Here is a 16,957-nt window from a genome sequence, read left to right as displayed (position 1 = left end):
TGGTCATGTATCCGACGAGGAAAAACCACAACCAACAAAAAATAGTGAAACCATCACACGTCCCACCGTCCAACAGCACCACCCAAAGAAAAAGCAGCACTGCCACCGGCACACACCACAACAAAAAAATCATGGCGCACACGCACAACAATCACACCAAACAAAAAAGTATTGGCACACTATCGAGTTCTCAAACAACACACGCACACCCCACAACCAACCAAACACAGCCAGTTGCGTAAGCAGCAGTAAAAAATTTTCGCCAAACGATCGTTTTCTTATCGCCACACCACAAGAAGTTTCACACTCTCTCGCGGGGCGCTGTCGGTCTCGCTGACTCGAACTAAGTTACACACCACACCAACACAACACAAACCCCCAGCACAGAAGCGGTTTTCTGATGCACAACAATCGTCGTTACGCGCGCTGATTCACACCGGAGAAGCTTTCGCTGCGGCGCGAAACGTTCACGCGCCCCGCCACGTAGAGCGCCATCACGACCAGACCCGCAACCACAGCGATCGCGCCGAGTACCGCGGTCGCGATCAGTGCGTCGCGGTCGGCGGGGACGAGCGGGTCGAGCATCATGCGCGTCGGGAAGAAGAACAGGACTGGCAGGGCGAAGGCAACAAACTCCGTCGTCGGCATCAGCGCGTGGGACGCGAAAACCACGGCGGCGCTTATTGCGGTGGTGGTGGCGAGGGGGGTTAAGGGGGCGTCGATAAGCATCCAAATGCTCCCGGCGGCGGCGAGGAACACAAGGTTGACCCCGATGGCCACGGCGAAGCAGCGCGATGCCCACGCCTTTCGCGTCATGCCGAGGCTGCGGACGGTGGCGGGTTGCAGGCCCGGCGCGCCAAGCAACGCGAACCACATGACGATGACGGGGAAGGCGATGAGCACCTGGCGGATCGTCTCGTGGCCAATGCCGCGACCGATCCACGCGGCAAGGCCCACGGCCAGCCCGGAACCCAGGCCCCACGCGAGCGGGAGGCGCCAGAACAGCGGGAATTCCAGCGACGAGCCTTTGAACCGCGCTCCCTCGCCTCCAATCCGACGCTTCGGCTCACCGTTGGGCAGCGAAGTGCCCACCATCGCCGCGGTGACCAGCCACGCGAGCGCCGCGCCGAGAACGCCTCCCGCGTCGAGCCTGGTCAGCGCCGGCACCGAGGCGAGGAGCCCGGCTGGTACCGCACCAAAGGCGAAGACGCGGCGCGCCTGCGCGCGGGTCAGGCCGTAGCTCTGCGCGAAGGCGGTATCGGGAAGGAAGACCAAGAACCACAAGGTAGCGGCGATCGCGGGCGTGAGCATCGCCAGAAGGGGGCTCGCGAAAATCGGCGCAAGCGACATAAACGCGGCGAACAAGCCGACGGCGACAAATCGCCACCAGGGCCCCGCTTTGAACTGGTGCCAGAAGATTGGCCACGTCATTTACGACACCTCCAGGTAGGACTCGATGAGATCGTCGAAGCCGGCGGTGCGGGCGCGGGAGCCTGCGGGCACTTGCTCCCCTAGCGGCACCAGGCGCTTCGACTCGCCGCCCAGGACCACCTGGTAGCCGTCCGCGTCCCCGGGCCGAAGGTGCGCGGCGATGCGGCCGTCGCGCCCGAGAATCAGGGCGGACTCCAGGATCCGCGCCGCGTCCTCGATGTGGTGCGTGGCCATCACGATGGTCCGCCCCGAGCCAGCCTGATCAAGCAGGTGGCGGTAAAACACCTGCGTGTTGTGCGTGTCGAGGCCGACGTACGGCTCATCAAGAAGCAGCAGCTCCGCCCCAGACGCGAGCCCGACCACAATGCCGGTCATCGCGCGCTGACCGCGCGAGAGATTGCCGTAGATCTCAGCCAAAGCCGCATCGAGGCCAAAGTCGGCAACCAGCTGGTCGGCGAGCGCGCTGTCCCAACGCGGGTAGCGCAGCGCGGCCGCGCCGAGGATGTCGCGAAGGCTCCAAGGCGAAGGGTAGGTGACATCGACGCCGGTCAGCGCCGTGCGGTTCATTGTTTCCGGGTTGTCAAAGGGCTTTTGCTTATCGACGCCCACCTCACCCCCACTCTCCCTCAACTGCCCCGCAACCACCGACAACAGGGTGGACTTGCCCACGCCGTTCCTGCCGAGAAGGCCGTGGATTCCTGGCCCGAGGTCAAAGTCAACCCCGTCCAGCACCTGCTTCTTGCCAAATGCACGGGTGAGCGCGCGCGCGGTGACGTGTGTCATTGGTACATTCCTCTACTTTCGGCGACTCGGTCGATGAGATTGTGGAGGTCGGCGCGTGTGTGGCCGAGGCGCACCGCTTCGTCGATAAGCGGTGCGATGAACTCGCCGGCGAAGGCGTCGCGGCGGTTCTCCACGATGCGCTCGCGGGCCCCCGGGGTGACGAACATGCCGAGGCCGCGGCGTTTTTCGATTACGTGGGCGTCGGCAAGCAATGAAAGCCCCTTACGTGCGGTGGCCGGGTTGATTTCGTGGAACTCCGCAAGCTGGTTCATCGACGGCGCCTGGTCGCCCGGGGCGAGTGCGCCGTCGACAATCAGGTCCTCCACGAAGCGCGCAACCTGCACAAAGAGCGGCTCTGCGTCCGGATTCACGCGCTCCCCCCTTCCAAAGTGTTGTTGTTTGGTTAGTTACTGCAGTAACTAACTGTTTAACAACGTTGTGAGCAAAACGCAATGGTAAGTGCGGAAGGTTTCGGGCAGACTGGTTCGAGAAACCCAATTTAGTAACGAAAAAGAATCGGAATTTAGGAGCCATGATTGAACGCACCCTTGTGTTCGTCGACACGTCGTACCTGCTCGCGAGCTTTTACAACTCGTGGGAGATCGGCGCCCGCGCACAGTTAGAAATCGACCTTCCCGAGGTGGTGGCGGAACTCGGGACCATGATCACCCACCAGCTCAACCAACCTGTCCACCGCCAGTACTGGTACGACGGCATCCCGGATTCGGGCCCGCACCGCTACCAGCGCAGCCTCCGCTCCTGTGCGGGCGTGCAGCTGCGCACGGGCCAGCTCATCGAGTGGGGTGAGCGCCGCACGCAGAAGGGCGTGGACACCCGCCTCGTGGCGGACCTTGTCGTCAACGCCACGCGCCAGCAGTTCAGCGACTTCGTGTTGGTCTCCGGCGACGCGGACATGATCCCCGGCGTGCAGGAAGCCGCCGACATGGGCGTGCGCGTGCACCTGTACGGCTTCGGGTGGGACTCCATGTCGTCTGCCCTGCGCCACGCCTGCGACTCCACCACGATCATCGATCCGCGCGAGGACTTCGCCGACGCCATGCAGCTGCAGGTGCTCGAGGGTCCCCTGCCTCCGACCATCCGCGAGCGCCCGCTGAACGACGCGGAACCGGTGGGCCAAGACGAAGGTCCGTCTGCGGTGCCCGGGCTCGGCCCCGACCCGCTGCGCGCGCCGGAGGAGACGGAGGCACCCGGGGTGCCTGAGCAGGCAGAACAGCCAGAGTCTCCCGAGCTGGAAGCCCCGGCGGAGCCGGCAGCGCCGCAGCCGACCCCGGCGATGGTCGCCGAGGCCGCGCAGCGGCACGATATCGAAAGCGCTGGAGCAGACGCTGACACGGCCGCAGAAACGACGCCAACGACCGGCACCGCGCCGGAGTTCCAGCGCACCCACCCGCCGGCAGACCCAGAGCACGACGAGCCGAGCGAGGCCCAGGTCGAGGCGAACACCGAGTCCAACCTGCCAGGCAACCACGCGCTGACGAACCCGGAGACAGCGGACCGCCCGAAGCCGGCACCGAAGCCGTCGATGATGGCGCCGCGCCGCAAGCTGCGCTCGCGCTACGTGCCGCTGCCGGAGGAAGTGTGGTCGTCTGCAGGCTTCCAGACGCCGTACGACGTCGGCCAGCAGTACGCGGCTTGGTGGTACGAAAACGCCGCAACCTTGGAACAGCGCGACAAAGCGCACATGCTCTCGGGTGGCGGCCTGCCGCCGGAGATTGACCGCCCGCTGCTGCAGTTCGCCTGCGAGACGCTGCACGAGTACACGCTCAGCGAGACGCAGCGCGTGAACCTGCGCGACGGGTTCCACTCCGGCATCCGCGGTGTGCTGATCAACATCCACCGCGGGTAACCGCTAGCGGTTTTCGCTAGCGGTTCTCGTTGTCCTCGTCCGCGACTGGGCTCTCGGAGAGGTACGCCTCCGCGTCCTCGACGCCGCCGGCCTCCAGCTCGCGCTCGGCCTGCGGCACGGGTGCCGACTCCAGTTCGCCCGCCATCGACGCGCGGATCTCATCCAAGCGGTTCGACGCGGCGATGTCGGTGCCGGTGGCTTGAATTTCCGCCATGCGGTCGGTCATGGAGCTTTTAGAGATCTCCTGCTGGCCCAGCGCGTCCGCGTAGCGGCGCTCGATCTTGTCGCGCACGCCGTCTAAGGTGGGGACACTGTCGTCGGTGTTGAACTGCTGCATGGAGTCCATCGTCTTGGCGGTCTGCTCCTGCATCTTCGCCTGGTTCAGCTGCGACTCCAGCTGGGACACTTGCGCCAGCTGCTCCTGTAGGCGCGCCTCAGACTGCTGCTGCTGCGCCTGCGCCTCGCGCGCCGCCTGCTCGGCAGACTCGTAAGCCTGCTTGGTCTGGGCCAGCTCCTGCTCCACAGAGACGAGCTGGGAGGCGAGCACCTCGGCGGTGGAGTTGAACTGCTGCGCCTTCTCGGTGTCGCCGGCGCCTGCCGCCTTGTCGGCAGCCTGCAGCGCGGTGCGGGTCTTCGCCTGCAGGTCCTCCTGGGACTTGATCAGGCGGTCGAGCTTCATCTGAAGCTGGTTGCGGTTGCCGATGATCGAGGCCGCCTGCTGCGAGATTTCCTGGTGATTCTTCTTTGCCTGGGCGACTGCCTGCTGAATCTGCACGCGCGGATCCGCGTTCTGATCAATCTTGGAGTCGAAGGACTGCATCATGTACTTCCAGCCCTTGGAGAATGGGTTCGCCATGGGTGCCACCTTTCGTCGATAAGCAATTGCCCCTCAGTGTACGAAAAAAGCCCCGCCGAAGCGGGGCTGGAACCAGCGGCTTAGTCCTCGTTGTCGATGTCCTCGGCGTCCTCGGGGGCCTGCGCCTGCTGCTGTTCAACTTGGCGGCGGACCTCATCCATGTCAAGGGCCTTCACCTGGTCGACCAGATCACTAAACGCAGCCTCCGGCAGGGCGCCGGCGTTGCGGAAGACCATGATGCCGTCGCGGAAAGCCATGAGCGTCGGAATTGCCTGGATCTCGAGCGCGGACGCGAGGCCCTGGTGCGCCTCGGTGTCGAGCTTGGCAAACGTCGCGTCTGGGTGCTGCTCCGAAACCTTTTCGTAGACCGGCGCGAACTGGCGGCAGGGGCCGCACCACGACGCCCACGCGTCGACGAAAACAATGCCGTCGGCGGTAACAGTCTGCTCGAATGTGTCCTCGGTTACATCGATAGTGCTCATTACGTACTCCGTTTCAACTATTTGTTATCGTGCCAGATACTTCAACCGTACCAGCGCGCGAGTATTCCCCCGCCGACCTGCGAAGAGCGCCAAGCGGGGAATGCATTGAGGAGGAAGCACATCCGATGACGAAGAATTACCGCATCTCGGGCCCGTCCACCGAGGCCGCCGTCGACTCGCTGATTGATGAGGTGCAGCTGGTCGAGGGCATCCACACCGTCGATGTGAACGTCGATGAGGCGACCATGATGGTCTCCGGTGAGGACTTCTCCGCGGAGGACGTGAACCAGGCCGCGGCGAACGCAGGGTTCGAGCTTTCGGCGTAGTTCGTACTTTCGGCGTAGGTTGGAAGCCATGGCTACGAAGAACTACAAAGTTGAAGGCATGACCTGCGGCCACTGCGAGCTGAGCGTGCAGGAGGAGATCTCCGAGATCGCGGGCGTGACCGCGGTCAACGCAAACCACACCACCGGCGACGTTGAGGTCACCGGCGAGGGCTTCTCCGACGACGCTGTCGCAGCGGCCGTGAAGGAAGCAGGCTACACGCTGGCGTAAGCCCGCACCCTCCCTCGGTTCTGTTCTTAGCCCCGCAGGCATACAGTGGGGCTTATGGAAACAGCCCTGCAACACATCGAGCTCGGCGTCACGGGCATGACGTGCGCCTCATGCTCCTCGCGCATCCAGCGCAAGCTGAACAAGCTCGACGGGGTGGACGCCTCGGTGAACTACTCCACCGAGACCGCCACCGTCGACTACGACCCGCAGGTGGTCGACACCGACCAACTCATCGCCACGGTGCGCGCGGCTGGGTACGACGCGTTCGCCGTGGAAGAGCCGGGCGCCTCCAGCGCGGACTCGAACGCGGACGACGCCAGCCAACAAGCTCCCGCAGGCGGCGGTATGGACGCCCGCGACACAGCGCGCCTCGAAGAGGCCGAGCAGCTGAAGCGCACCACGATCTGGGCGGCGATCGTCTCGCTGCCCGTCACGCTGGTCTCCATGATCCCGGCGCTGCAGTTCATGCACTGGCAGTGGGCGGCACTCGCGGCCACCACGCTGGTGTACTTCGCAGCAGGCCGCGTGTTCCACCGCGCCACCCTGCTCAACCTGCGCCACGGCAGCTTCACCATGGACACGCTCATTACCTTGGGCACGACTGCCGCCTACGGCTGGTCGATCTACGCGCTCTTCTTTGGCAACGCGGGCGAGCCGGGCATGACCATGGAAATGAGCATCAACCCGGCGCACGCGTCGATGGATGAGATCTACCTCGAATCCGTCTGCGTGGTCATCACCTTCCTGCTGCTCGGTCGCTGGTTCGAGGTCAAGGCCAAGGGCCAATCCTCCGAGGCCCTGCGCAACCTTCTCGACATGGGTGCGAAAGACGCTGCGGTGATTCGCGACGGCCGCGAGACCCGCGTCCCCATCGCCCAGGTAGCAGTCGGCGACCAGTTCGTCGTGCGCCCGGGCGAAAAGATTGCCACGGACGGAAAAGTCGTCTCCGGCCACTCCGCCGTCGACGCCTCCATGCTCACCGGCGAATCCGTTCCCGTCGAGGTCAGCGAGGGCGACCTCGTCACCGGCGCCACCCTGAACACCTCCGGCCGCCTCATCGTGGAGGCAACCCGCGTCGGCGCCGAAACCACACTGGCCCAGATGGGCAAGCTGGTGCGCGACGCGCAGTCCGGCCAGGCCCCAGTGCAGCGATTAGTGGACAAGATCTCGCAGATTTTCGTCCCCGTGGTCATCGGCATCTCTATCCTCGCGCTCGTGGTGCACCTCGCTATGGGCCACGGCACCGCCCACGCGTTCACCGCCGCGGTCGCCGTCCTCATCATCGCGTGCCCGTGCGCCCTCGGCCTGGCTACGCCGACCGCGATCCTCGTCGGCACGGGCCGCGGCGCCCAGCTCGGGCTACTGATCAAGGGCCCGGAGGTCCTCGAATCCACTCGCGAGGTGGACACGATCGTGCTGGACAAGACCGGTACCGTCACCTCCGGCCAGATGCAGGTCACCTCCGTGACCCCGGCTAGCGGCTGGACCGCCGAGGAGGTCCACCGCCTCGCCGCGGGTGTGGAGGCGCAGAGCGAGCACCCGATCGCCCGCGCCATCGCCGCAGGCATTGACGCGCCCGAGGGGACGGAGTTTGTCAACGAGCCAGGTAGCGGAGCTTCTTCGCTTATCGACGCCCACCGCATCTACACCGGCCGCCCCACCAGCAACCTGGGGGCCTTGCAGCAGGCGTTCGACGATGCCGAGACCGACGGTGCGACCGCCATCGCGGTCGAGCGCGACGGCGAGCCGATCGGCGTCATCGCGGTGCGCGACACCGTGAAGGAGGACTCCGCGCGCGCCATCGCGGAGCTGAAGGCGATGGGTCTGACCCCGCACTTACTCACCGGCGACAACGCTGGTGCCGCCCAGGCAGCAGCTCGCGAGGTGGGCATCGACCCCGCCAACGTCACGGCCGGCGTCCTGCCCGAGCAGAAGGTCGAGGTGGTCCGCCAGCTGCAGTCTGAGGGCCGCAACGTGGCGATGGTCGGCGACGGCGTGAACGACGCCGCAGCGCTGGCCGCCGCAGACCTCGGCATGGCGATGGGCGCGGGCTCGGACGTGGCGATCGAGGCCTCCGACATCACGCTCATGCACGATTCGCTCGGGTCCGCGGTGGACGGCATCCGCCTGTCGCGGCGTACCCTGAAGACGATCAAGGGCAACCTGTTCTGGGCCTTCGCCTACAACGTCATCCTCATCCCGGTCGCCGCGTTCGGCTGGCTCAACCCGATGCTCGCCGGCATCGCGATGGCGTTCTCGTCGGTGTTCGTTGTATCTAATTCGCTGCGGCTGCGCGGTTTTGAGGCAAAATTCGATGGGTGACAAACCCTGCTGAACTCACCCGCACCCAGCTCACCCGCACCGAGCGCCTAGACCGACTGCCGGTCACTGGAAAGCACAAACGCCTCCTCATCGGCTCCGGCATCGGCTGGGCCCTCGACGCGATGGACATCGGACTCGTCTCCTTCATCATCGCCGCGCTCGCGGTCCACTGGGACTTGGACAAATCGACCACCTCGTGGATCGCGTCCGTCGGGTTCATCGGCATGGCCATCGGCGCCTCCGTCGCCGGCCTTCTAGCGGACAAGATCGGCCGCCGCCAAGTTTTCGCCGTCACCCTGCTGATCTACGGCCTTGCCACCGGCGCCTCCGCGCTTGCTACCTCCGTCGGCGCACTCATGGTGTTCCGCTTCATCGTGGGCCTGGGTCTCGGCGGCGAGCTTCCCGTCGCCTCCACGCTTGTCAGCGAGTTTTCGCCGCGGCGGGTCCGCGGGCGCATGGTGGTCATCCTCGAAGCGTTCTGGGCCGTGGGCTGGATCCTTGCTGCGGTCATCGGCACCTTCGTCGTCGCGCAGAGCGAGACCGGCTGGCGCTGGGGCTTGGCGCTCGGCGCCGTGCCGGCCCTCTACGCGCTCTACGTGCGCATGGGTCTGCCGGAGTCCGTGCGGTTTTTGGAGTCGCAGGGCCGCCACGAGGAGGCCGAGGAAATCGTGCGCTCCTTCGAGGCCGAGGCGGATCCAGCCGACTACGACGAGGCAGTCCGCGCTGAAGAGCACCCGGTGCGCGGCGGCATCTGGGGACCGGACCTGAGGGCGCGCACCGCCGCGTTCTGGATCGTGTGGTTCTGCGTGTCGCTCGCCTACTACGGCGCGTTTATCTGGATCCCGTCGCTGCTCGTCGCCCAAGGCTTCACGCTGGTGAAGTCGTTTTCCTTCACGCTCATCATCACGCTGGCGCAGCTTCCCGGTTACGCGGCAGCCGCGTGGCTGATTGAGGTCTGGGGCCGCCGCACCACCCTTGCCGCCTTCCTCGGCGGCTCCGCGGTCTCGGCGCTGCTCTACGGGCTCGCCGGTGCGGAGTGGCAGATCATCGCCGCAGGCTGCTTGCTGTCGTTTTTCAACCTTGGTGCGTGGGGCGCGCTGTACGCGATCGGCCCCGAGCTCTACCCCACCGCCATCCGCGCCACCGGCACAGGCGCGGGCGCGTCCTTCGGCCGTGTCGGCTCAATCCTTGCGCCGCTGATCGTCCCGCCGGTGCTCGCGTTCGGCGGCAACATCGCTGTGTTCGGTATCTTCGCGGCGGCGTTCGCTATCGCGTGCATCGCCGCGTTCACCCTCCCGGAGCAGAAAGGCGTCGCGCTGAACTAGTCGCGCTGGCTGGAGTTACTTCCAGAGGCGGGCGATAAAGCCGCGCTGCTTGCCGGCGTCGGCGCGGCCCGTCGCCTTGTCCAGCTCGTCGATGCTGCGCGGCAGGTTGAGCAGCATCGTGGACTTCTCGGTGTGGGCGATCGTGATGCCCGGCTCGAGCTGCGCCACCGTGCTCGCGCAAGCGGCCGGCGCGTGAATGGAACGCACGGTCATGGCTTTCTCCTCTGGTGTGGCCTGTGGTGTGGTCGGTATCTACCGAGCGATAATAAACACCGTTGACCTGCTTGTCACCGTTGGAAAGCCACTCCTAACTTCAGTTAGTCTTGCCAACCTTTGCTTGAAACTTACCCGTGCGCCATGTTCACAAAGCGCGAGTAGTGCAGTTGGTGCGCGACCGGGATCGTGTCGATCGGGCCGCCGCGGTGCTTGGCCACAATGATGTCGGCCTCGCCGGCGCGTTCGTCGTCGCGGTCCTGGGAGTCGGGGCGGTACAGCAAGAACACCATGTCGGCGTCCTGCTCCAGGGAACCGGACTCACGTAGGTCAGCCAGCTGCGGGCGCTTGTCGGTGCGGGCTTCGGGACCGCGGTTGAGCTGCGAGATAGCGATTACGGGAACTTTGAGCTCCTTGGCCAATAGCTTTAGGTGGCGGGAGAACTCCGAGACCTCCTGCTGGCGCGACTCGACCTTTTTGCCGGAGCTCATCAGCTGCAGGTAGTCGAGGACGATGAGATCGAGGCCGTGCTGGCGCTGCAACGCGCGCGCCTTGGAGCGGATCTCCATCATGGTGAGGTTCGGTGAATCGTCGATAAACAGCGGCGCCTCCTGGATCTCTGTGAGGCGCTTGGTCAGCTTCTCCCAGTCGCGCTCCTCCATCTGGCCGGAGCGCATCGAGGACAGCTTGATCTCCGTCTCCGCAGACAGCAGGCGCATGATGATCTCGGAGGCGCTCATCTCCAGCGAGAAAATCACCGAGGTCTTGTTGTTGTGGATCGAGCACGAGCGCATGAAGTCCAGCGCGAGCGTGGACTTACCCACGCCGGGGCGGGCCGCGACGATGATCATCTGGCCCGCGTGCAGGCCGTTGGTCAGGTTGTCCAGGTCAATGAACCCGGTCGGCACGCCGGCCTCGAGCGCGCCGCCGGCGGCGATCTGCGTCAGCTCGTCAATCGTCGGCTTCAAAAGCTCCGAGAGCGAGCGGTAGTCCTGGCCGCGGTCGTTCCTGGCGATGGCGAAGACTTCCTGCTGGGCGCGGTCGACGAGCGCTTCGACCTCCATGCCCTCCTCGCCCTCGTAGCCGAGCTGAGCAACGTGAGTGCCGGCGTTGACCAGCTGGCGGAGCAGCGACTTCTCCTCCACGATGTTCGCGTAGTACTGCGCGTTCGCCGCTGTCGGCACCTCGGAGATCAGCGTGTGCAGGTACGGCGCGCCGCCCACGCGCTCCAGCTGGTTGAAGCGGTCGAGCCGGCCGGCGACGATGAGCACGTCGATCTCGCTGGCCTCCGAGTAAAGGTCAATGATCGAGCTGTAAATCAGCTGGTTCGCCGGGAAATAGAAATCCTCCGCTCGCAGGCGGTCAACGATGTCCGCGATCACGTCCTGGTTCAAAAGCATCGCGCCGAGGACGGAACGTTCCGCGCGCTCGTCGTGCGGCGGGGTGCGGTACTCCGCGTCGGTGCCGCGCTCGCGGTCGTAGCGCGTGGAGCCGCCCCTCCCCCCGCGACGGTCGGATCCGCGGCGCGGCGGCGTCGAACCAGAAGAGGGAGCGAACGCCGATTCGGAGAACTCCGGCGGTGCGTCGTCGCTGGGCTCCGGCGGCGGCACATAATCGTCGTCGAAACTGTCGTGTAAACCCATATGCTCCCCTTTCAATGTGGGTATGAGATTACCCCGCAACGCAAACTGCACAATACGTTATCCACAGGCCTTGTGGGAAACTCCCCATCGCACGCCAGAGTTATCCACAGCGCGCCCGGTCGGCCTGTGGAAATCGTGTGGATGAGGCCGGCAAAATGCCAGCGGAAATCCCAGATACCGCACTTCAGCGGCATTTTATGCAACTGGCCTCTCAAAGCCCGGAACGGGGGATAACCCCGCCACCACGGTGTTTGACAACACCGAAAATCACGCCACTTCAGGCTCGTTTTCGCCAAAAACGCCGGTGTGCTGCGGTTATTTCTCCACAGCTATTCACACCACCGATTGGGTGCGTTAGATCTCCGACTCCGCCCACTCGGCCATGTATTCGGCGATTTCCTCCGGCTCGGCGAGGAAGTCGCGCATGGCCCGGAACGCGAGCGTCTCCTCTACCCCAATACCGCGCCGTGCCCCGTGCTCGTCGAACTCGATAATCTCCGCCCCCGGAATCGACAGCACGATTGGTGAGTGGGTCACCGCGATGATCTGCGCGCGCCGCTGACCCAGTTCGTGCAGCTGCGCCACCAGCGCCATCTGGGAGACGGCGGACAGACCCGACTCCGGCTCGTCCAAGAGGTACAGCGCGTCCGGAATGAGCCGGGACACCAGCTCCATCACGGATTCGCCGTGGGAGCGGCCGCCGAACTCGGTGACGCGCGTGTGCGTCTCGCCGCGCAGGAAGTAGCCCGCCTTAGCGCGCGGCCCGGTGTGCAAGCCAACGGCACCGTAGAGCGCATCGCGGGCACCAGCCTTGCCGACGCCCCACGTTCCTCCCTCCGCGTTAAACCCCCACCCGCGCGCTATCCCCTCGAGCAGCGTTGACTTCCCCACCCCGTTGCCGCCGGTGATTAGCGTGATCGGGTGCGTGAAGGCGAGATCGAACTGGGCGACGTAGTCGATGACGCTCGCCTCGAGCGCCCACTGCGGCGCAGCCGCAGCATCAACAGTGACGCGGTTGATAAACATCACGGCCCCCCTAGAGGCTCCACCAGGTACGCGGCGGTTCCTGCGGGGTCGCGGATAAATTCGCGGGTCGCGGTGACGGGTTCGGCGGCACTATAGTGCACCTGCTCCAGTGAGGGAACTTCGACAATGCGCGCGCCCGGCACAGCGACCAGGACCGGCGAATGCGTAGCCATGATGACCTGCGCGCCGCGGCACGACAGCACCGTGAGCAGGCCGAGCAGCTCGAGCTGGGAGAAGACCGAGAGGCCGTCCTCCGGCTCGTCGAGCACGATCAGCGAGTTTGCGCCGAAGCGGGTACGCGCGAGCTCCATGATGCCCTGGCCGTGGCTGCGTCGAGTCAAGTGCGACAGCGGGTCTTCGGTGAGGCCGGCGTGGTACTCGCTGAGCGCGATGTAGGTTTCCCCGCGCAGAAAGTAGACGTCCGGGAAGTTCGCGGTGCGGCGCAGCGTCAGCGACTCGTGGAGTGCGGAGTGGTCGGCGGCGGTGAAGCGGGCGTTGCGCGACCCTCCCCCGGCGTTCGCCCCCGCGGCCGCAGCGATTGCCTCCACGAGCGTCGACTTCCCCGCCCCGTTGTCGCCGGTGAAGATAGTGACCGGGGCAATGTCTAGAGGGCGCTCCGAAAGCGCGCGCACGACGGCGAGCCCGGCCGCGTACCCGGCAACCGGGGCGTCGATGCGCACCTGCGTAATGGCCACACCACACGATAAGGCGCGGGCCCCACTCCTCACAAGTGGAACCCGCGCCTTATCAAAAATGCTGTTGTCGTTGGATTGCGGGGTTAGGGTGCCACGCAATCGTCGTCAAGCAAAATGCTCTTAAGCGCTGACGACCTCGAAGTTAATCTTGCCTTCCACGTCATCGTGGAGGTTGACCTTCACCTGGTAGCCGCCGGTCTTCTTCACAAGACCCTTCGGCACGGTGATGCGGCGCTTGTCCAGCGAGGGGCCGCCGGCAGCCTTCACGGCATCCGCGATCTCAGCGGCGGTGACGGAGCCGAAGAGCTTGCCGCTCTCGGAGGTGCGTACGGGCACCTTCACATCGCTCAGCTGGTCGAGCTGGTCGCGCAGCTCCTTCGCGTGGTCCAAGTCGCGCACCTGGCGGTCTGCCTGAGCGCGCTTGATGTCTGCAATCTGCTTCTCCGCGCCGCGGGTAGCCGGAATAGCCAGTCCGCGCGGCAGCAGGAGGTTGCGGCCGTATCCGTCCTTGACCTCGACGACGTCGCCGGGCTCTCCAAGGTTCTCAACGGCAGCGGTGAGGATCAGTTTCATAAATCCTAACCTTCCTTCTGGTTGAAAAGTGTGTGGGGAATTGTCTGTTTAGAACGGAGGCTCGTCGTCCATCCCACCGAAGGAATCGGAGGACGGAGCGGAATTCCACGGATCGTTGGCCGGCTGGTTGGCGTTCTGGTTGCCCTGGGACTGGTTGCCCTGCCCCTGGCCGCCTTGGCCGAAGCCACCCTGCGGCGCCCCGCCGAACGACCCGGCAGCAGCGCCGCCGCCAAATCCGCCCTGGCCGCCCTGCTCGGAGCCGCCCTGCCGCCCGCCGCCGTAGTTGCCGGACCCGCCCTCACGCGTGGTCCGAGAAATGTTGGCGGTGGCGTACTTGAGCGACGGGCCGACTTCGTCGACCTCGATCTCGAACACGGTGCGGTTTTCGCCCTCGCGGGTCTGGTAGGAGCGCTGCTTGAGGCGGCCGGTGACGATCACGCGCATGCCCTTCGTCAGGGTTTCAGCGACGTTCTCCGCCATCTGGCGCCAGCAGTTGCAGGTCAGGAACAAGGCTTCGCCGTCTTCCCACTGGTTCGTCTCCCGGTTGAACGTGCGCGGGGTGGACGCGATGCGGAAGTTCGCAACGGCCGCGCCGCTGGGGATGAAACGCAGTTCGGGGTCAGCAACGAGGTTGCCTACCACGGTGATTTGTGTGTCGCCTTGTGCCATGATCTGTCCCTACCTTTTATTTGCGGTTGATCTGTGGACGAGCCTAGCTGTTCTTACTTGTCGGTACGCAGCACCTTGGTGCGCAGGACCGATTCGTTCAGGTTCAGGACGCGGTCGAGCTCGGCGACGGTGTCAGACTCGCAAACGAGGTTGACAACGGCGTAGTAGCCCTCGTCCTTCTTGTTGATCGGGTAAGCAAGGCGCTGCTTGCCCCACACATCAACCTTTTCCACCGTGCCGCCATCCTTGCGGACGTTCTCGAGGAACTTATCCAGGGACGGGGCGATGGTGCGCTCATCCTGTTGCGGATCGAGAATGATCATTACTTCGTAGTGACGCACGGACCTCATCACCTCCTATGGTCTTTGGTTTATCGGCCGCCGCCCTTGTGGCGGTGGCAGGAGGGTCGCTTGGCGTCAAGCAACCTTGGTAGCGTACCGCACGCCCGTCACCGCACCAAAAGGAGCTTTTTGCTTATCGACGCCTACCTATCCGCATCCCTCACCAACCCCTGAGGGTCAACGTCAATCTCGATATCGCGGAACTCAATTTCGAAGTAGCCGTCGTCGTCCCACTCGACATCGGCGTTGCCGTCGAGCGCGGCTTGCAGCACGCCTTCAACGTCGGCTTCTGCGAGCCCGTCGTCCGCCATCTCTTCGCGGGCCTCGTCGGTGTAGCCGGTGACGGCGGTGGGCAGGTCGCGGTCGGCTGCCGGCGACGCCGCCTGCACAGGCGCTGCGGTCTCGGGTACAGCCTCGTCGGAGGTTCCGCAGGCGGTGAGTGCCGGCACAGCGAGGGCCGCGGCTACAAGGACAGAAACTCGAAGTCGGTGTCGCATGCCGCCCACCGTAGCTTTCATGCGAGCTTTTATCCGCCGGGGTTCGCCGCCGCGCCGAAGACGGCGAGAGTGACCGGGATCAGCGTCATGAAGAGAAACGCCGCGATGCCGAAGGCGACCGCGAGCTTGGTGCGTTTCTTCGTGGTGAAGTAAAACGCTGCCATGAACAGCGCGAACGCCACCAGGATCGAAACAATCCCGGCGATGGTGGTGGCGTTAAGCATGTGCGGGCTCATCCCAGTCGGCGGGGCGGGTGAGCAGGGGGTCGTGCCCGTTGTGCGCGTCGGCGACCTTGTCGGCGCGCTTGGCAAACATTTGTTGAACCACCACCACCATGAGCGCGACGATGAACGCGTCACGGCAGATGATCACGATGTCGAGCGCCGCACCCGGCAGGCCTAAGTTGTCGGCGCCCATCATGTGCCACATGAGGATCGGCCACACCATCATGTCGACGGTCATCCAGCTCAACAGCAAGCGCCAGTACGGGGCAGCGAGCACCGCCGGGACGATCAGCCACAGGGAGTACTGGGGACTCCACACTTTGTTGAACAGGAGGAAGAAGCAGACGATCAGGGTGAGCAACTCCGCCAAGCGCGGCTCCTTCGGGCACTTCAGGCCCATGATCAGCACGGCCAAGCAGCCGCCGGCGAACAGCAGGAACGTCACCGTGTTCAGGATGACCGGCGCGCCCTCGCCGTGGTCGAAGCCGGTCCAGCCGAACGCGCGGGAAGCAACCGCGTAGATGGTGGTCCACTCCCAGCCGCGGTCGGTGTTGAGGCGGTTGAACTCGCCCCACGCGTCCGGGTTGCGCAGGTACACCGGCACGTTGATCGCCAGCCAGGTGATGACGGTGGCCGCGAGCATCTTGAAAAACGGGGCGAAGGTGCGCTTGCGGATTGCGATGGTCAGGTACGCGCCGAGCACGAACAGCGGCCACAGCTTGAACGACGTGCCCGCGCCGACGAGGATGCCCGCGAGCCACCAGCGCTCGTTGCGAGCCGCCAGCATCGCGGCGACGAGGAAGAAGATCGACGGGATGTCCCAGTTGGTGAACGCGTGCATGATCAGCAGGGGAGAGCCGACCACCAGCAGCGTGTCCCAGATCCGGTTGCCGGCCAGCTCCGCCACCATCCGCGCGGTGCACACCCAGATGATGGAGAGGAACAGCGCGGTGAGCCAGAAGTACCAGCCCACGTCGGGGAGCATGTTGTCGACGAGGAAGTACGTGTTGCGGGCGATGAACGCAGTGAACTGCTGGAACAGGCCGGCGAGCACCGGGTACTCCATGTAGCGGGTCAGCCCGTCCTCGACCCACGAGTAGTCGTAGACGAAGCCCGGCTGGTCCAGCCCGCGCGCGCCGTAGAGCGGGACGATGTCGTTGTAGCAAAACGAGGTGTACTGGCGGTTGCCGTCCCAGTTCAGGCGCAACACTCCAGATTCGTCGGCGCGGCCGAGCGAACAGTTCGCCTTCGACAACCCGCCGAGCGTGAGCATGGTGTAGGCCAGCGCCAAAATGGCGCGCAGGGGAGTCCAGAACCTCGCGCGCCCGATCGGGGCGAAGCGGCCCATCGGCCCGCCGAGAAAGTTCACCCACCCCTTAGCAGTCGGTTCGGTTTTTCCCGGCTGTACGCGGTAGGCGGGATCTGCCCACGTCGTCGTCATGTTCTACCTCGTGC

21 protein-coding genes are annotated in these 16,957 nt (G+C 65.0%); 6 read left to right on the top strand and 15 right to left on the bottom strand.

Annotated features, from left to right (window positions below; all coding sequences use genetic code 11):
- Positions 1–242 (top strand): hypothetical protein (locus V6D40_RS09755; RefSeq protein WP_334290169.1); only part of this gene is annotated, 242 nt, incomplete at its 5' end.
- 175 nt (positions 243–417) lie between these two features.
- Here the strand turns inward: V6D40_RS09755 and V6D40_RS09750 are convergent.
- Genes V6D40_RS09750 through V6D40_RS09740 form a run of 3 tightly spaced genes read right to left on the bottom strand, consistent with a single transcriptional unit; the run spans position 418 to position 2,585 of the window.
- Positions 418–1,431, bottom strand: a complete 1,014-nt coding sequence (locus V6D40_RS09750) for a hypothetical protein (protein ID WP_334290168.1) — start codon at positions 1,429–1,431, stop codon at positions 418–420.
- Positions 1,432–2,214, bottom strand: coding sequence for an ABC transporter ATP-binding protein (locus tag V6D40_RS09745; protein WP_334290167.1), 783 nt, complete (start codon positions 2,212–2,214; stop codon positions 1,432–1,434).
- The gene (locus tag V6D40_RS09740) at positions 2,211–2,585 is read right to left on the bottom strand and encodes a GntR family transcriptional regulator (RefSeq protein WP_334290166.1); all 375 of its coding nucleotides are present in this window, start codon (positions 2,583–2,585) and stop codon (positions 2,211–2,213) included. The genes V6D40_RS09745 and V6D40_RS09740 overlap by 4 nt, the downstream gene beginning before the upstream one ends.
- 161 nt (positions 2,586–2,746) lie before the next feature.
- Between V6D40_RS09740 and V6D40_RS09735 the strand changes: the two genes are divergently transcribed.
- On the top strand, positions 2,747–4,081 hold the full coding sequence (locus V6D40_RS09735; protein ID WP_334290165.1) for an NYN domain-containing protein: 1,335 nt from the start codon (positions 2,747–2,749) through the stop codon (positions 4,079–4,081).
- 16 nt (positions 4,082–4,097) lie between these two features.
- Here the strand turns inward: V6D40_RS09735 and V6D40_RS09730 are convergent, their stop codons facing one another.
- Positions 4,098–4,937, bottom strand: coding sequence for a PspA/IM30 family protein (locus tag V6D40_RS09730; protein WP_334290164.1), 840 nt, complete (start codon positions 4,935–4,937; stop codon positions 4,098–4,100).
- Between the two features lie 80 nt (positions 4,938–5,017).
- A complete protein-coding gene (locus V6D40_RS09725) occupies positions 5,018–5,419 on the bottom strand; it encodes a thioredoxin family protein (protein WP_334290163.1) in 402 nt (133 codons plus the stop codon).
- A 125-nt stretch (positions 5,420–5,544) separates the two neighbouring features.
- Here V6D40_RS09725 and V6D40_RS09720 point away from each other — a divergent pair, with 125 nt between their 5' ends.
- The 4 genes from V6D40_RS09720 to V6D40_RS09705 are packed head-to-tail and all read left to right on the top strand — an operon-like array spanning position 5,545 to position 9,621.
- The gene (locus V6D40_RS09720; RefSeq protein ID WP_334290162.1) at positions 5,545–5,745 is read left to right on the top strand and encodes a transporter; all 201 of its coding nucleotides are present in this window, start codon (positions 5,545–5,547) and stop codon (positions 5,743–5,745) included.
- 28 nt (positions 5,746–5,773) lie between these two features.
- Complete coding sequence (locus V6D40_RS09715) at positions 5,774–5,974, top strand: heavy-metal-associated domain-containing protein (protein WP_334290161.1); 201 nt, start codon at positions 5,774–5,776, stop codon at positions 5,972–5,974.
- Positions 5,975–6,028: 54 nt separating this feature from the next.
- Positions 6,029–8,296, top strand: a complete 2,268-nt coding sequence (locus tag V6D40_RS09710; RefSeq protein WP_334290160.1) for a heavy metal translocating P-type ATPase — start codon at positions 6,029–6,031, stop codon at positions 8,294–8,296.
- Complete coding sequence (locus tag V6D40_RS09705) at positions 8,293–9,621, top strand: MFS transporter (protein WP_334290159.1); 1,329 nt, start codon at positions 8,293–8,295, stop codon at positions 9,619–9,621. The genes V6D40_RS09710 and V6D40_RS09705 overlap by 4 nt, the downstream gene beginning before the upstream one ends.
- A gap of 15 nt (positions 9,622–9,636) precedes the next feature.
- Here V6D40_RS09705 and V6D40_RS09700 read toward each other — a convergent pair whose 3' ends face one another.
- The 10 genes from V6D40_RS09700 to V6D40_RS09655 form a co-directional block, all read right to left on the bottom strand.
- Positions 9,637–9,834, bottom strand: a complete 198-nt coding sequence (locus V6D40_RS09700; protein ID WP_334290158.1) for a hypothetical protein — start codon at positions 9,832–9,834, stop codon at positions 9,637–9,639.
- 131 nt (positions 9,835–9,965) lie between these two features.
- Positions 9,966–11,477, bottom strand: coding sequence for a replicative DNA helicase (dnaB, locus tag V6D40_RS09695; RefSeq protein WP_334290157.1), 1,512 nt, complete (start codon positions 11,475–11,477; stop codon positions 9,966–9,968).
- 354 nt (positions 11,478–11,831) lie between these two features.
- Positions 11,832–12,503, bottom strand: coding sequence for an AAA family ATPase (locus tag V6D40_RS09690; RefSeq protein ID WP_334290156.1), 672 nt, complete (start codon positions 12,501–12,503; stop codon positions 11,832–11,834).
- Complete coding sequence (locus V6D40_RS09685) at positions 12,503–13,198, bottom strand: AAA family ATPase (RefSeq protein WP_334290155.1); 696 nt, start codon at positions 13,196–13,198, stop codon at positions 12,503–12,505. The genes V6D40_RS09690 and V6D40_RS09685 overlap by 1 nt, the downstream gene beginning before the upstream one ends.
- A gap of 120 nt (positions 13,199–13,318) precedes the next feature.
- Positions 13,319–13,771, bottom strand: a complete 453-nt coding sequence (rplI, locus tag V6D40_RS09680; protein WP_334290154.1) for a 50S ribosomal protein L9 — start codon at positions 13,769–13,771, stop codon at positions 13,319–13,321.
- Between the two features lie 48 nt (positions 13,772–13,819).
- The gene (locus V6D40_RS09675; RefSeq protein ID WP_334290153.1) at positions 13,820–14,440 is read right to left on the bottom strand and encodes a single-stranded DNA-binding protein; all 621 of its coding nucleotides are present in this window, start codon (positions 14,438–14,440) and stop codon (positions 13,820–13,822) included.
- A 53-nt stretch (positions 14,441–14,493) separates the two neighbouring features.
- Positions 14,494–14,781: a 30S ribosomal protein S6 gene (rpsF, locus tag V6D40_RS09670; protein ID WP_334290152.1), complete on the bottom strand. Its 288-nt coding sequence runs from the start codon at positions 14,779–14,781 to the stop codon at positions 14,494–14,496.
- A 143-nt stretch (positions 14,782–14,924) separates the two neighbouring features.
- Positions 14,925–15,278, bottom strand: a complete 354-nt coding sequence (locus V6D40_RS09665) for a hypothetical protein (protein WP_334290151.1) — start codon at positions 15,276–15,278, stop codon at positions 14,925–14,927.
- A 29-nt stretch (positions 15,279–15,307) separates the two neighbouring features.
- Positions 15,308–15,502 (bottom strand): hypothetical protein, encoded by a 195-nt coding sequence (locus V6D40_RS09660; protein WP_334290150.1) that lies wholly within the window; start codon positions 15,500–15,502, stop codon positions 15,308–15,310.
- Positions 15,495–16,943, bottom strand: coding sequence for a glycosyltransferase family 87 protein (locus V6D40_RS09655; protein WP_334290149.1), 1,449 nt, complete (start codon positions 16,941–16,943; stop codon positions 15,495–15,497). The genes V6D40_RS09660 and V6D40_RS09655 overlap by 8 nt, the downstream gene beginning before the upstream one ends.
- Between the last annotated feature and the right edge of the window lie 14 nt (positions 16,944–16,957).

The organism is Corynebacterium sp. Marseille-Q4381 (genome assembly GCF_036881695.1).
Classification (GTDB): Bacteria; Actinomycetota; Actinomycetes; order Mycobacteriales; family Mycobacteriaceae; genus Corynebacterium.
Note: the sequence above shows the minus strand (reverse complement) of the source record. Positions and strands in the feature narration are given on the sequence as shown.